The organism is Campylobacter concisus (assembly GCF_003048615.2).
Taxonomy (GTDB): Bacteria; Campylobacterota; Campylobacteria; order Campylobacterales; family Campylobacteraceae; genus Campylobacter_A; species Campylobacter_A concisus_C.
In genome coordinates this window covers 43,072-58,025 of sequence record NZ_CP049263.1, presented here as the reverse complement: position 1 = coordinate 58,025, position 14,954 = coordinate 43,072, and the positions used below count along the sequence as shown (strand labels likewise).

Below are 14,954 nucleotides of genomic sequence, written 5' to 3'. Positions count from 1 at the left end.
TAACAGCTTACGATAATCTACCTTCCCAAACCATCATACTCTGACTTCACATTTTGCTCTTTGCCCTCTATCTCATTTGATTGTTGTTTTGATTGCTCTACTCCAAAATTCTTATCAAGTCCTTGATCGTATAGCTCTTGCTTTGTTATTTTTAGTGAACCAAATAATATATGATCTTCTGTTAGATATATCTTATCTGTTCTATAACGCTCCTTTAGCTTATTAAAACCTTGCATATCTTGCCAATCTTTCATATATGTTTTTATATTATAAATTAAGCCTTTATAGTTAGTCTTAGCTATATTCGATAGATATTTTTTAAAGTTTTCAGTTCTATTTATAAAAGCTAAATAGTATCTATTTATATCTAGATGATCATCGATACCTTTTACGAAGCCTTTATATTCATTTTGTTTAAGTCTTAGCTTTTGAATGAGATCATCATCATAAAATCCAGTTTTTATCTTTCTAGCTGCTTCATAAAATTTATCTCTAATGTAGATATATGGAGTATAGTGTCTATTTTGGTTAAAAGAATAGGCTGTGTTTTCTTCTGGCAAGTATAGATATCTACTGTTATTATTAAAAAGTATTTGACAATCTTCATATTTTTTAACCATAGTGTTTTCTTCAAAGTATTCTATTAACTCTTTTATCGGAATCTTTGATGATATAGCTTGGTAGCTTGTTCTTTTAATATGTGAGTTGGTATCTTTTGTTTCATGACCAAGCTCATATTTTCTTAGATTTTGTAAATCTTCATATATGGCTTTAATATCCATATTATTAATATCTGTTTTTAAGCCAGCATCTTCAATGGCTCTTGTATTATCAAAAGTTTTTCCACTAATGCTTACAACCTCAGATCCTGGCACTGGAGTGTAGTGAAATTTACTAGGATATAGGCTGGAGTTATTTACTATGTTACATAACCCAAGCTCTATTGTTATCTCTTTTATGTATTCATCATATTCATTTAAGCTTGGAGCATCTGTTGTGGGTATGATGAGTTTAAATTTCTCTACTTTTGTGTCTGGCGCTTGATAGGTCGTTGGGTATATGAAGCCTTTTATTCCTTTACTTTGTAGTAAATTTTGAGCATCATTTGCAGTAAATTTGGGGCTATCTATATCATATATAAGCGTAGGAGTTATGCCATCAATACTGCTAGCTTCTTCACTTTTATCTTTGAAACTTGCCACTGATATAGCTGAATAGTTTTTAAGTATTGATTTTAGATTGTATGGCTCTATTTGTATCGTTTTCCAGCTATTTAACACTTGAGTTTTTGAGTCTTGATTTTGTGTGCTAAAGTCACTACTTACACTTAATGTTATCTTTGGCTCATTTTTATTGGCCTCAAGCTCTATAAGCATTTGCTCTAGCTCATTAACTACGTGAAATAATGCTCCTTTTCTGCCATTATAGACTATCTTACACATTAGGTCAGTTAGATTATAAGTTCCATTAAAACCATCCACTCTTACTTTATATTTGTCATTTACCATTTCAGGTTTTGCGGTGATGTTAAATTTTGCATTGATCATAGGCAAAAATTCCCTTATATCCACTGCATTAAGTCTCTTTGCCCTATCATAGTAGTCTTTTTTGAAACTCTCATCTTCTTCTATCATTCTTAATATATAATCAGCTGTAGAATTTTTAGCATCAGCTAGTAGCTCTTCAACACTTATATTGTGCTCTTTTGTATTTGCTTTTGGCTCGATCACTACATCCGTTTCTATCTTCATCTGCGTATCTTTTTCTTTGCCTTTCTTAACCTTTTGTGCTGCACTTTTAAAGCTTTCATATTGCTTTTTTAATTGGTCTTCATCTATACTTAAAGGCTCTATATTATTTAATCCATACTTGTTAGATAAGATGTCATTAACTACTCTTTTAAATTTTTCTGCTGATTTAGCCATAACAGCTTTTATTTGTTGCTTGGCTGCACCTTTTGTATATATAACTCCACCGGTTTTTACACTATGGGTAAATTTCATATTTTCAAAAGAGACTATTAGATGAACATGAGGCTCTCTTTTTAGTGGTTCACCATTTTTATGTTTCTTGTTTAATGTTCTATTTTCTAGTGCCCCTTCTGGGCGAGGAATATATGGCTCTTCTTTGATTATAGGCAGATGAGCTTCAGCATAAAAAAGTAGCTCATCTATGTCGTGATTTGGGAAAGTGAGTCTGAGAAAGTCTATTATAAGCTCATCTATATTGCCACTTTCATATAGTTTGTTCCACTCCTCTGAAGTAAATGACAAGGATATATGATAGTAGTTATGTTTCTTATTCTTTTTCTTGCTCTGGTGCTTTTCAGACATCTCGATAAGATCTAAATTTCCAGCCAGTGGCAATCTATCATCTTTTTCATCTCTAGTTAGCTTTGAATCTCTTTTCTTGCCAGTTTTTAGATAATCAGCTATGCCTTTTTCTCCCTTTGAGATCTTAACTATCATATCTACTCCTTATTAGGCTTAAAATTTCAGTTAGCACTGATTGAATTTTGTACAAATCTTCTTGTGCTCGCAGTATCACTTCTAAAGCTATATTACCACTGGTCTTATAAGCTATATTTAGTTTCTTTGCTATTTGATTAATGTTATTAAAAGGTCTAGCAAAATTTGCAATGATTGCTGGATATAGCTCTTTCTTTTTTATGGATTCAGAATTTACAGTGCCATTATCTATAAGATAGGAAATGATTTCTGATCTTGACATATCTAACTCTAGAGCTATTTTAGATAACTTATCGTATTGTTGATAAGTGATCCTTGCGGAGAGCACCTTATCCTTGACATTTTTTGACATATGATATCCTTTCATAAAATGTGATAGCGAGAAGAAGCGTTTTAACGCTTCTTACATCTAGCATTGTAGCTCTCGGCAGAGCAAGATTATACAAGGTATGAAAACGAAGTGTCATACATTGTATGTGTCTTGCTATTAGAAAAATTTGCTTGCTACTGAACATTGCTGTCACCATTTGTGTTTAGCCATTTAGTAAAATCCTCGCTAGCTTTTTGACCATCTTGGTTGTAAATATGGATAATAAAGCCTTGAAGATTAGACACGTTATAAAGTGCTTTATCTAGCCTATTTTGTAGTGAAGATTTGGTTTCATTTGTCTTATGGCTATCATAAAACAAGTAGCCAAAAAAGAAGAGTGCTTCTATAAACACAATGGTAATTAACACATATGCTATCTTTTTCATCAAAGAGGTAAAAGATGAGTTAATCTTTGATATAGTTTTATCTGCACTCTTTAGAGTATTTTGAAAGTTGTTTTGGACCTCTTTTGTTGCATTTATAAGTTCAATACCTCCTTGCTCTATAAGTTCTATTTTTTCTTTAAAGCTTTTATCAAAGCTATCTGCGGCTTGATTAAAAAGTTCAATATTATTTCTAATATTTTCACTAACCTTATTACCAATTTCGATATGTTCTTGTAGAGCAATTACTGCGTTTGCCGCAACTGCTGTATCACTACTCTTGATTGTTAGTGCCATTGCTTAGTTCCTCATCGTTTTTTTCGTCTTCTTTGGAACCGAGAATATGACATGCATCAGAGGGTTGGTTTGCATTTTTTGCCTCATATTCTTTCTTCCATTTGGAAAACTCATTATTTGATAGCTTGATACCAAAACGATCTTCGATTACTAGCCTGCACTCTTTGATCGTAGCTTTTTGTGGAAACAAGGCTTCAATGCATGCTTGTTTAATCTCCTGTTTTATTTTATTTTTTCTGATAGCTTTTAAATCATTTAAAAGCATTTTTTTATTAGCCATGTTTTTCTCCTATGACTTTTTAAAATTTTATAAAGACAGCAATAGCCATCTCACCAAAATAGACATACCTATAGTTTGCCCAATAAACTCAATATGGTTGGTATTAATGAAGTTCTTATTTAAGTAGTTTAAAAGTAGAGAACGGTTACAATAAAAACGCTAAAATTTATCGTAGAGGTTCTTTTCTAACACTTAAACAGAACCTCTGCTTCTAACTAATTTTGATCATCTTAACCTCCTTTGGTTAAAAATATTTTATTTTTAAAAATTGTGAGCATTATAATCTTTTTTTATAGTCGAGTCAATGAATTTGATAGTAAGTAGAATAAAAAAATGATTTTATGTTTTAAAAAGCACGATATATCAAGGGGTTTTTGCTTATAATTGATTGTATAGCATAAAAATACTTATGAATTACTTAATGCTAGTATTTATATGAGGAATCGAAACAAATATCTTAAAATTACCAAATAAAAATTATTGCATCATCATCAATTGCGCACCAAATACTCTCCAAACAAATTCTCAAATTTTGCCTTTAAATACTCTGACTCTTTTATCTTTATAAATGGTAGCCAGTATTTGACATACGCAGGATCTCGTGATGCTTATGCAGCCTATCTCTATTTTGTGTTTTATCGCTAGGGGTATGAATGTATAATAATCATCAAAAATATTTTTTAGCCAATATTCAATAGCTACAAACGCCATTTCTACTATACATCTATACTTATTTTATTTAAACTATGATAAAAATTTAACCCAGCAAAGTGACAGATTATATTATAGTAGATTATTCGTTAAAAAATTTTACTTGTTTTTTAAAAATTTTACAAAAACGTGTTAAAATTACTGCAAGCTTAAGAATTTGCTACATAAAATTTTATTTTGCTACAAACATTAAGCTATATTTCATGAAAGGTGACTGCAATATAATATTGTAGAAACATCGTAGTTTAGGTATTTATGGTGTCACGGGGGAGACTTGAACTCCCGACCTCCGGCTTATGAGGATTTTTTATATGAGCTCACAAAAGCCTGAAATACGCACTTTAGACGATTTTTTACTTAGTCATTACGTAAAACTGTTCCATTTTTGACCGGTTGACTATTAAATATGGGACAACACTTAAGGGAGCGAAACGGTATATATTACTACCGAGCTACACTTGCTCCAAGCATCAGAAAATTTTTTAACGAAAAGCGAGAAATTTGCTTCTCCACATCCACTAATCTCTTGGAAAAAGCCAGAAAAAGGGCTAAAATTCTAGATAATAATCTTTACCTGATAAAAAGGGCGGTTCACATGAATCTTAGTGATAGCATAATCCAATCTTTTGTAAATTCGTTTATGAAAGTGAAGCTTAGTAAGAGTATCAAAGAGCACTCTCTTCTTAACAAGAAGATGGATGTAGAATTTCTAAATGCGCTCAATGACTACTTTAAACAAAGTTTGATATATGGCGATCTACCTCAAATTTTAATTAAGGATATAAGCAATATCACTAACACTGCTGGCGCTCTTGGTAGTAAGGATAAAGAGAACATAGGGCAAACTCTTTTAGAGAAGAATATACTAACACTTAACTATCTTGTATCAAAGCTTGAGAAGAGCAGCGTGCTCTTTGATGATAAGCGTGAGCAATACTTTCTCGAAGATGATTCTAGCGATAACTTAGCCAAACATGCCAAACCTAGTTCGTTTGACGCTAAGGACATAGCTTCATTCCAAGAAAATATAAAAGAGCTTGAAGATAGTGGTTGTTTGCCCATTACGGATGGACAGCTTAAGGCTATGGCTCAGAGGATTAGCGAAACGGTTTATGCCATACTAGATCAAAAGTATGGCTCGACCTCAAATTTAAAGCTAGTAAGAACAAATAATAGCCATAGAAGCATGGAAGATATCATAATGAATCCAAATCCACCAAAAAATATCAAGATAAAATTAGATGAAGATAGTAGCTTTAGTATTTTTAATCCTAGCGCCCAAGTAACACAAGAGTATGAGATTAGAAAAGCATTGCAAGTGGCATCTGGCTCTAGCAATCAATTCTCAGCTTTAAATTTAGAAGATCAAAAGAGCTTAAAAGATGCATTCGAGATATTTGAGACAAACACTAAAAGAGCTGACAAGTGGTCGACAGATACGCAAAGATTAGTTACTGGCGTAAAAAAGCTCTTATTTTTATACTTTAAAGAAGATACGCCAGTGTATAAGATCACAAGAGATAATTTGCTTGAATTTAGAGATCTTCTTTATAAAATTCCAACTAAGCTAGCTCAAAAGAGTAGGTATAAAGATAAAAGTTTATCTCAGATACTTAAGCTAGGAGAAAAGGACGATAAACTCTCTGAGCCTACTATCCAAAAATATATGATAAGGGTTATTCAGTTTTTTAACTACTGCTTTGATAGTGGCTATATAGGTAAAAGCATAACTGCAAAAATGAACGTCAAGATAGACATAGACCCTAGCGAAAGGGCAGTGCTTCCATACGAAGCATCAGAAGCTAGGAAGATCTTTGAGATAGTAACTAGTATCAAACAAAGTGGTAAATCACCAAGTTCAAGGATAGAGGCTAGTGAGCTCTACTACGTCACAATGATAGCTGCTTATAGTGGCATGAGGATAAAAGAGATCACACAACTTCATAAAGAAGATATAGTCTTAAAAGATGGAATTTACTGCTTTAACATCAACACAAATGATGGTAAAACTACCAAGACTAAAAACAGCATTAGGTTTGTGCCCATCCATAGTAAGCTCATAGATCTAGGTTTGTTAGAATATGTTAATAGCAAGAAAAGCGGAAATATATTTAAGGTAAGCAATAAGGACTTCTCTGAAATTTTTAGAAGCCAGATCCAAAGAAAGTTTATAGACAAAGACTCTAAAAAGACCTTCTACTCTTTTAGACACTACTTTATAGACTATCTAGTGCAGCGCGAGGTAGAAGCTAACCTTATAGCTCAGATAGTAGGACATGAAAAGCAGTATAAAATTTTGCTAAACACTTATGCCAAGCCCATTAACGCTAGTACACTAAAGGCTAAAGTAGAGATGGTATCGTATGAAAATGAATAGGGGCAAATTTCAAAGCATGAGTTTTAAGACTATCTTTATATCTTATTTAGTATTATTTTAGGTATTAAATAAAGGATAAAAATGCAAACCATACAAGCAAATTTCACAGCTAGCATAAGCGAGCTAAAAAAGTCTCCAGCTCAAATTTTAAAACAAGCTGGAGATAATGTTGTAGCTATACTAAACCACAATGTCCCTAGCGCCTATCTAGTACCCAGCTCTGTCTATGAAAAAATGGCAGAGATAATAGAAGAGTATCATCTAAGTAAAGCAGTAGACGCTGCTCTAGCAAGTGGTGAAAAACCAGTAAAAGTAAGTCTAGATGAGTTATGAGTTAGAGTTCTTGCCAAGTGCTTTAAAAGAGTGGCAAAAGCTTGACAATAGCATAAAAGTGCAGTTTAAAAAGAAGCTAAGTGAGCGTCTAGAAAACCCAAAGGTTACCAAAGACAAGCTACGAGGCTATGAAGATGTCTACAAGATCAAGCTAAGAGATGTCGGCTACCGCTTGGCATATCAAGTAAAAGATGACGAGATCGTAGTATTGGTGCTAGTTGTCGGCAAAAGAGAGAATAACGAAGTGTATGAGATGCTAAAGGATAAATTTAACTAAGCATAAAGCTAGACTTTAGTTATCTTTGATCTGTTAGCAGTTAATTTCATATTGCTAGCTTGTCCTATCTAAAGTGCTCTTTTATGATGAGTATAACCCCCTACATTTTTATTATTTTATTTTCTTAATTTCATACCAGACTAAATCTCTAAGAGAAATTTAAAAGCTACAAAAATTATATTATATATTTCATAGTATTTTTAAAAAACACGCATTTTAGCGGCCTGAAGCCTACCGAATTCCTTGTTTTAGGCTATGAAATTTTATAAAATAACCTTAAAAGATATTTAAAGAGCAAGTCTGACAAAAATTTTTATGGCATAGGATTTTTTGAGTGGCTTCTTCTTAGATTGGGAGTAAATTTACGTGAGTTCTGAAAAGATAAAAAAACGCAAGGTAACCAAAGTCATAACTAAAAGACTTAGGCTAAGTAATGCAGAATGGTTGGTAGTTAATGATAAATTACAAGAAAGTGGCCTAACTTTCTCAAAATTTGCCCTAAGAGCTATGTTGTCTAAGCAGATTTATGCACCAATTATAAGGGAACTTCTAATTGAGCTATCTAGACAAGGACAAAACATGAACCAAATAGCCGCCAAATTAAATAGTGGGCAAAGCCTAGATAGAGTTGGTATCAAGATCATAGCAGACGATAATAAGATCTTACATAAAATTTATGAAGCATTGGGTAAATAATATGTTGCTTGATTTGCCTTGTATCAATACAAATAAAGGCACTAGTGATGCTAGTTAAATTCCTTCGTACTTATACTGGTGGTGGCCTTGGGAGTGTAAATTACCTTTTAAATGAGAGAAAGGCTGCTGGAACAGCAAAAGTTATAAAAGGTGATGAAAATTTAACTAGAGCCATTATAAAAGGCATCACCTATAAACAAAAGACTTGTTTTGGTGTTTTATCATTTGAGGAGAAGTATGACTCTCTGACTGAGGAGCAGAAATTAAAAATTATCAAGGATTTTGAATATGCTCTTTTGGGTGAGTATATGCTTGAACGTACAAATGTATTATGGGTAGAACACTCAGACAAGGATGGTCGGCTTGAGTTAAATTTTCTGGTTCCCAAGATCGATCTTAAAACAGGAAAATCATTTAATCCATATTTTGCCAAATATGATCAAACTAGAATAGATCTAATTAAAAAGATCATTAACGATGAGTATGGACTATCAAGTCCAGATGATCCAGCAAAAGAACAGACTATATTATCTAGTAAGAAAAACGTCAATCATTATAAAAATTTAGAAGAGCTAGATCAAAAGTTGCACGATCTAGTTAAACAAGGATATATTAAAAATAGAGATCACATGATCGAACTTCTTGGTCAACAAGGTATTGAAGTAGCTAGATCTACCAGTAAAAGTATAACAATAATACTTCCTAATCAAAAAACAAAAAATCGTCTTAAAGGAGGAATATACGATGCAACTTTCACAAGCGCTCAAAGACTTGGAGAACTCAGCCAAAGCTCAAGCAGAAGAATTAGAGAATTCCATGATAGAAATACACAAACAGAGTGTAGAGAAAATAGGCGAAAACTTGAGGAGCTTATTGCTAAAAGAGATAGATTTAATCAAAAAAGATATGTCGAAAGAACTTCAAAAAACAATATCCTTGCATCACAAGGACAGATCGGTGATAATCTCGCTATCAGTGGCTATCTCAGTAATTTTGGGAATAGCAATTGGCTGGGTAGTGCACGCAATGATATTGAAGGAAGAAGTAGCTTGGACGATACCAAAACAATGGAGATACAGCCAACCTGCTACGGACAAGACCCAGAGGGAGTATTACATATCGATTCCAAAAGACGAAGAGATAATAGAGAACGAGAGCAGGAAATTTATATTAATGAAAATGGAGTAGAGGATGACAGCATTAGAGAAAGCATTGCTAGAAGAGAACGAGCGCTTGACGAAGACGATCGAAGACGAAAGGAGCAAGCACGAATTAGAAATAATGAATTTGCAACAAGACTGCGAGAAGAAGCTCGCGATATTACAGACAAATGTGACAGAGCTAACAAAGAAAGTCAAGAGCTTGAACAAAGATTGCAACGACGCCTTAACGGAATCTCTGCAGCAACAAAGAGATATGTACGAGAGTTCAATATCTTGCTTGGAAGAAAAATTAGAAAATTTAGAAGAAAAATTCCAAAATTTGAGAGAAGAATACGAGAGCTTACAGATAGAGCACAAGAGGCTACAAGAATATGTAGAGAATTTATAGAGGAGCGTGAATACACCCAAAAAGCCAGCATGTATCACCATGTGAGTGATGTATGCAAGGAAAAGACTCAAAGCTTAGATATGTTTTAAACGTAGAGACTCTATTAAGTTTATTGCATAATCATCTCATTTATTACTTCCAAACATTATTTGTTACGTTGCCATTTTAAAAATATATTAAAATATATTTTGCAGACTACAAAAATAATTTAGTCTAATTATTTTTATTTTTATGGCTGCCTTTAATCAACTTAAGCTTTTATTAAAAAAAGCCTATCTTGCATGGCCACTTTAATAAAGAAAATATTTTTTAAGCGTGGGTCAAGGGAGCGGCAAGCTATCCTTGCGAGCCTCTATGGAGATGCAAATGGTAACATTTTGTAGCTACATAGAGTATGCTCGCCCTAATATCTGAATTGAATTTTGGCGCATACTGGAATTAAATCAGTCCCACCAAAGAATGACTTAGTAAAAGTAAATTTTTGTAATTTTTGTGATTGGCATATTTGTCACTTGTTTATTTTGACTGATAAATTTGGATAGTCAATTATTTTATGGTTACTTTAATTAAAACTTAAAAAGCAAGAAGCTAGGAGGCAAACCACGAATGATATTAGCATCTTAAGCACCAATATAAATTCATACACTAAGCAACAGCACAAACAAGGCAGGTCTGCAAATTTTAGTGATATTTTTAACCAAAAGACCAAAGAAAAGATTAGCGAGCCAAACCTGTAACAACTTGTCAAGGACTTTCTAATCATTTTTATCATTTTTTTGATGTTTTTCACTCTCAATTTCTCTAAGCATTATGCGTTTCAATTTGTCTTGCATTGTTTCAGTAGTATTTTTATTAAAATGTACAACAACTTCATAGGTAGTTTTTCCAATCTTCTTTATTGTTTTTGTTTCTGTATTATTTTTTTGCATATCATCATTCCTTTTCTTGCAATTAAAAAGCGATTAGAATTTTTTTACTTTTCCAATCGCTCTCATTCATCTATTAAGTTTTGTGCTTTCTTCAGCTTTTCTTTGCTCTGTATTTTTCTTCTATCAAGTCCCGTTATCCTAAGAGGTAAACACATCTCGATTATCCTTGAATAAATCCTGCCAAGCATTATATCTTCCTGTTCTTTTTCTATATCTTTGAAATTAAGGTTAGTAGTTATAATGGTTGGTCTTGCCTTTAGGTATCTTGCATTGATTACATTGTAAATTTGCTCTAAGGCATATTCTGTATTTCTCTCTATTCCAAAATCATCAAGAATTAGTAGGGTAGGGCTTGTTATCTATTCGATATATTCGTTTCTATCAAGATTAAAGCCACCTTTTTGTAAGTCGTTTAATATCTGTGCAAAGTTCCTCATTTTTACTGTATGGCTATATTCTGTAATTATAGCGTTGGCAATAGCACAAGCTACATAGGTCTTGCTACTTCCTACATTTCCGTAAAGTAACAGTCCAACATTATCTTTTCTCATTTCTTCAAAATGTTTTACATAGTTCTTTGCTTTTTTGATGATTTCCTTATCTGTATCTTCATCGGCATTTTTAAAGGTGTAGGCTATTTGATTTTTGGATATAAAGCAGCTTTGTCTCAACCTATCTTGTTTTAACAGTTTTTTCTTGTTCAGCTCTATCTCTATCACATTTACAAGCCGTTCTGATAATCATAGGCTTATCCAACATCGGAATTACCTTACCGTCTATTCTTTCATTACAAATCTTGCAATAGATATGTCCGTCTTCTTCATAGTGAGTATCTTTGTTGTAGATAAAATCTGTCCCTTGAATTTTTGTAGTAATCATATTTTCTTTATCATTCATAATTTTAGTCTCCTTTTCTACATCAGGCTCTATAATGCGTTTTAAGGCTTATTTTTATCTTAACCATAGTCTGACACCTCTTTTATGATTAAACCCTTAAAAACACCTTTTATAGGCTGTCGCTGTCTTCATAGTTGGTTGAATAGGTTCTATGGCTTTTATTTTGATTATTTTTCTGTGATAGCTTTTCTTTATCCTGTTCATACCAATTCATACCAATTAAGGATTGTTACATAGTGGTCTTTGTAGTCTGTGCCTTTACTTTTGATATATCTTAATAGCTTTTCAGTCATTGTATCTGTATGACCTTTCAGCCTATCTTTTAGATTTTGGTATTTTTCATCGGTTAAATGAATATTTTGATACTCTCCATAAAGGGACACTGGGGCAACCTGTTCTATTCTCCTCTTATCTAATCTACCCTTAACTATACTATGCGGACAAACGGTTGACACTTGGTTGTCATTTGGTATACCAAGATTTTCAACCTTGATATATGCTCCATTTTCCGTTTGCGTTATACTTTGCTTTTCTTCAAGATACATCGTTTCTTTTCGTCTGTCATTTCTGATGTAGTTATTTATCTTCCAATAGGTAATGACTATAACCCCTCTTTAAAAGACAATTACAAAACCTTTTGTAATTAGAATTTTTAAGTCATCATCATTTGCCCTCATAGATAGATGAAAATACAGGCATTGGCTACTTAATGGCATATCCAAAAATAAGTCGCTATCCACTATCTTTATTGAAAACATCCTTTTATCTGCCATTTTTCTCTCCTATCTTTTGTTATGAAAATGTAGCAACAAATCGTTACTCCTTTTATCTTTTAAGGAAGTCGTGTTTCACTACCCCCTTTGATTAGTACTGTCTTTGATTTAGGTACACTCCCATTTTGGGAATGTGGCATTTGTCATCTTCTTATTTTTCTTTTGTTGTTTTAGATGTCGGTCTTAAAAATACTTTTGCTTTTCTATAAACTGAATGAGCGTTTTGAAACGGTACAATAGAAAAAGCCGACTATACTTTTAACTTTTGTTGTTTCAGTATGTCGGCTTAATGTAAGCTATCTGTTTCAAATTTTTATTGTCAAGGGTGAGCGATAGTGAATGCGCTTTACCCTTGATGATAAAAAAGCGAATGAATTATATTCAGTTGTCTTTTGCCTTTAATACGGAAAAATGCTTCGGCTTTTTTCTTTGCTCCCCGCAAGGGTAAAAGCACCGCAGGTCGCAAGGACACCTAAAGGGTGTATAATTGCGCCCTTAGAAAATCTAAGGGAATTACAATTATACTATGTCCTTGCGTTTCTTAGTCTTTTTGAAATGCTCTTTGCAAAATAGCCTTTATTTCTTCATTACTTTTCTCGCTTGCTCCCTCAATTAAACTTTCTAAGATTGCTCCTCGCTCTATCAATCTATGGTTTCGCTTTTTTCTTTCTTCAAGGCTCGTTTGCTTTCTGATTTTCTTTTCCTGATTTTTAAGCTGAGATAGTTTCTTTTCATATTTTTTTTCTTCTTACTTGCTTTCAATCTTTTCTTTTACTTTTTCTAATTCTGTTTTTATTGTCCATAAATTTCATCTCCTTTCAAGTTTTTTTCATAAGAAAAGACGATAGATGTTTTACTTTCTATCGTCTTGAATCTGTATTATTCAGCTCGACAAACTGAAATTTGACTTACTTCTTGTATTTCTCAACGATTATGCCTGCTACAATACCTACAATAAATCCCGCCGTAGTAACAGCCGAAAACTTAAACTTACCCCAAAGAGAAGGAAGCGCAGAAATCGCAAGTGCATACCAAAACAGATTACTACTGAGCAACCAACCATATAAATAACTATGCTCACCAGTTGGAATATTAGTAAATAGCCAACCAATCAAGTTGCTCTCACCAATATATCACCAGATATACAGCTATGTATCCCAATGTTATATAAACATTTTTCTTTCTCAAGTATAATCACAATCCTTTGTCAAACGGGAATTTTATTCTCCTGTCACTCGTTTATAGGATCATAGTCGGAAGGGACAGGTGCTACTATACTTACAAAGATGATATCCTCATCTCCAGTATTTTTTGCTCCGTGGCAGGAGTCTTTCTTCGATACTATGACATGGCCTTTCTTGAATGGAACCTCTTCATTAGGCTGGGGGTAGAATATTCCCTCTCCCTGAAGGACGATCCATATATCGTCGGAATTGTGGTGATAGTGCTTTTGCAATGTCTGACCGGGTTTGATAACCCAGACCGATCCGCCTGTAGATTCTGTCTGATAAAACGGTGTTCTGACAGCCTTTTCCGGATCCTCTTTTTTTACAAGGTCCATGCAATAGATTCTCTGTTCGCTCATGATTATTTGCTCCTTTGTATTCCATAGTTTAATCGAAAAAATGCGATTTAATGATATACCGACAAATTCTAATTTGTCTACTTCTTTATGTTTTTTAATCGTTCATCATAATATTCTTCTACAAATTTATGATTTTGGTGTTTTTCAATTTGCTTAGTGATAAGCTCTATCATTTGCTCATTTTGTTCTACTGTGTAGTTGAAATTTTTCCAATGAGAAACATTGTCTAAACATATTTCAACCAACTTTTCAAAGGTTAATACCCTTTCATTATCGGAATAATATGTTTCTTTTATATTTTTTGTTGTTGTAACTTGTATATTAGCCTCATATAGAGTGTTCAATACATCAGAGCTAATAGAAGTATCAAGAGTTGCTAAAAACATTTCTCTTGCACCTGTTCTTCCCATTTCTTCAGGTACTTCTTGCCATCTTTCTCTTAATGTGGTTTTTGCACTAATTAAGACAGTATTTCTCTTATTTACAATGTATTCTAAAACACCCGGAGAAACTAAATCTACCAATTTACCAAGACCTTTATTGACAAACTCTTGTTTACCTATATTACCTTGACTGTCAAGTGGAATCCCTGCACCAATCAAAATGAGTTCTATAATACTTTCAAATTCTTTACCTGCTCTACTCCTCCTACTTTGAGTATTTGACAAAGTCAAAGCATATATATGTTCCGGAAATTCTTCCACAAACCAAGTAATTGCCTCTATTGGTGTAAGAGTTTTGATATACTCATCATCAACTAACTCTTTTAGCATTTTTGAAGTAAAGTCTTTTTCTAATGGCTGAAATTCACTCCAACAGCTATTTCTAAGTTTTTCAACAACTTCACTTGCATTACTTAAAAAGAATTCTTTAGGGACTTTGTCGTATCCTAATGTAATAAAATTATCATAAACTAAGTCATAAGGCTGTTTAAAGCCTTCTTTCCTTTTTTCTTTAACTAAGTTTTTATATTCATCAAGAGAAATATTTGCCATAACTCTTTTCCTTTCTTGAAAAATTTTCTTCT

17 protein-coding genes and 1 pseudogene are annotated in these 14,954 nt (G+C 33.0%); 5 read left to right on the top strand and 13 right to left on the bottom strand.

What is annotated here, in order from left to right; all coding sequences use genetic code 11:
- Nucleotides 1-17: 17 nt before the first annotated feature.
- The 4 genes from CVS89_RS00275 to CVS89_RS00260 all read right to left on the bottom strand — a co-directional run bounded on the left by CVS89_RS00275 (nt 18) and on the right by CVS89_RS00260 (nt 3,798).
- Nucleotides 18-2,468 (bottom strand): aminotransferase, encoded by a 2,451-nt coding sequence (locus tag CVS89_RS00275; RefSeq protein ID WP_107848040.1) that lies wholly within the window; start codon nt 2,466-2,468, stop codon nt 18-20.
- On the bottom strand, nt 2,458-2,820 hold the full coding sequence (gene mobC / locus CVS89_RS00270; RefSeq protein ID WP_084109992.1) for a plasmid mobilization relaxosome protein MobC: 363 nt from the start codon (nt 2,818-2,820) through the stop codon (nt 2,458-2,460). Before mobC ends, CVS89_RS00275 begins: the two co-directional genes overlap by 11 nt.
- Nucleotides 2,821-2,972: 152 nt before the next feature.
- Complete coding sequence (locus CVS89_RS00265) at nt 2,973-3,518, bottom strand: hypothetical protein (protein WP_107848039.1); 546 nt, start codon at nt 3,516-3,518, stop codon at nt 2,973-2,975.
- Nucleotides 3,496-3,798 carry a hypothetical protein gene (locus CVS89_RS00260; RefSeq protein ID WP_035142770.1) on the bottom strand — a complete coding sequence of 101 codons (303 nt, stop codon included), beginning with the start codon at nt 3,796-3,798 and terminating at the stop codon, nt 3,496-3,498. Before CVS89_RS00260 ends, CVS89_RS00265 begins: the two co-directional genes overlap by 23 nt.
- 1,306 nt (nt 3,799-5,104) lie before the next feature.
- Here CVS89_RS00260 and CVS89_RS00255 point away from each other — a divergent pair.
- From CVS89_RS00255 to CVS89_RS00235, 5 genes are all read left to right on the top strand, one after another.
- The gene (locus CVS89_RS00255; RefSeq protein WP_107848038.1) at nt 5,105-6,886 is read left to right on the top strand and encodes a site-specific integrase; all 1,782 of its coding nucleotides are present in this window, start codon (nt 5,105-5,107) and stop codon (nt 6,884-6,886) included.
- 81 nt (nt 6,887-6,967) lie between these two features.
- The gene (locus CVS89_RS00250) at nt 6,968-7,219 is read left to right on the top strand and encodes a type II toxin-antitoxin system Phd/YefM family antitoxin (RefSeq protein WP_084042015.1); all 252 of its coding nucleotides are present in this window, start codon (nt 6,968-6,970) and stop codon (nt 7,217-7,219) included.
- Nucleotides 7,209-7,496 carry a type II toxin-antitoxin system RelE family toxin gene (locus tag CVS89_RS00245; RefSeq protein ID WP_021084979.1) on the top strand — a complete coding sequence of 96 codons (288 nt, stop codon included), beginning with the start codon at nt 7,209-7,211 and terminating at the stop codon, nt 7,494-7,496. The genes CVS89_RS00250 and CVS89_RS00245 overlap by 11 nt, the downstream gene beginning before the upstream one ends.
- A 366-nt stretch (nt 7,497-7,862) precedes the next feature.
- Complete coding sequence (locus CVS89_RS10240; protein ID WP_103606169.1) at nt 7,863-8,192, top strand: plasmid mobilization protein; 330 nt, start codon at nt 7,863-7,865, stop codon at nt 8,190-8,192.
- A 47-nt stretch (nt 8,193-8,239) separates the two neighbouring features.
- Nucleotides 8,240-9,832 (top strand): relaxase/mobilization nuclease domain-containing protein, encoded by a 1,593-nt coding sequence (locus tag CVS89_RS00235; RefSeq protein WP_103606168.1) that lies wholly within the window; start codon nt 8,240-8,242, stop codon nt 9,830-9,832.
- Between the two features lie 666 nt (nt 9,833-10,498).
- Here CVS89_RS00235 and CVS89_RS00230 read toward each other — a convergent pair.
- The 9 genes and pseudogenes from CVS89_RS00230 to CVS89_RS00205 form a co-directional block, all read right to left on the bottom strand.
- On the bottom strand, nt 10,499-10,672 hold the full coding sequence (locus CVS89_RS00230) for a transposon-encoded TnpW family protein (RefSeq protein ID WP_009295461.1): 174 nt from the start codon (nt 10,670-10,672) through the stop codon (nt 10,499-10,501).
- A 62-nt stretch (nt 10,673-10,734) separates the two neighbouring features.
- On the bottom strand, nt 10,735-11,031 hold the full coding sequence (locus CVS89_RS10235) for an ATP-binding protein (RefSeq protein WP_107698022.1): 297 nt from the start codon (nt 11,029-11,031) through the stop codon (nt 10,735-10,737).
- Nucleotides 11,032-11,391, bottom strand: a complete 360-nt coding sequence (locus tag CVS89_RS10230; protein WP_223228625.1) for a hypothetical protein — start codon at nt 11,389-11,391, stop codon at nt 11,032-11,034.
- A complete protein-coding gene (locus CVS89_RS10225) occupies nt 11,345-11,569 on the bottom strand; it encodes a hypothetical protein (RefSeq protein ID WP_009295464.1) in 225 nt (74 codons plus the stop codon). Before CVS89_RS10225 ends, CVS89_RS10230 begins: the two co-directional genes overlap by 47 nt.
- Nucleotides 11,570-11,769: 200 nt before the next feature.
- Entirely contained in the window at nt 11,770-12,114 is a 345-nt protein-coding gene (locus tag CVS89_RS09870) for a hypothetical protein (RefSeq protein ID WP_009295465.1), read from the bottom strand.
- A 769-nt stretch (nt 12,115-12,883) separates the two neighbouring features.
- Nucleotides 12,884-13,072, bottom strand: a pseudogene (locus CVS89_RS09915) (DUF3847 domain-containing protein); the annotation flags it as partial.
- Nucleotides 13,073-13,250: 178 nt separating this feature from the next.
- Nucleotides 13,251-13,457, bottom strand: coding sequence for a hypothetical protein (locus tag CVS89_RS09910; RefSeq protein ID WP_035142383.1), 207 nt, complete (start codon nt 13,455-13,457; stop codon nt 13,251-13,253).
- A 116-nt stretch (nt 13,458-13,573) separates the two neighbouring features.
- On the bottom strand, nt 13,574-13,927 hold the full coding sequence (locus CVS89_RS00210; protein ID WP_009295467.1) for a cupin domain-containing protein: 354 nt from the start codon (nt 13,925-13,927) through the stop codon (nt 13,574-13,576).
- 77 nt (nt 13,928-14,004) lie between these two features.
- Nucleotides 14,005-14,922: a type II restriction endonuclease gene (locus CVS89_RS00205; protein WP_009495139.1), complete on the bottom strand. Its 918-nt coding sequence runs from the start codon at nt 14,920-14,922 to the stop codon at nt 14,005-14,007.
- Nucleotides 14,923-14,954: the final 32 nt, after the last annotated feature.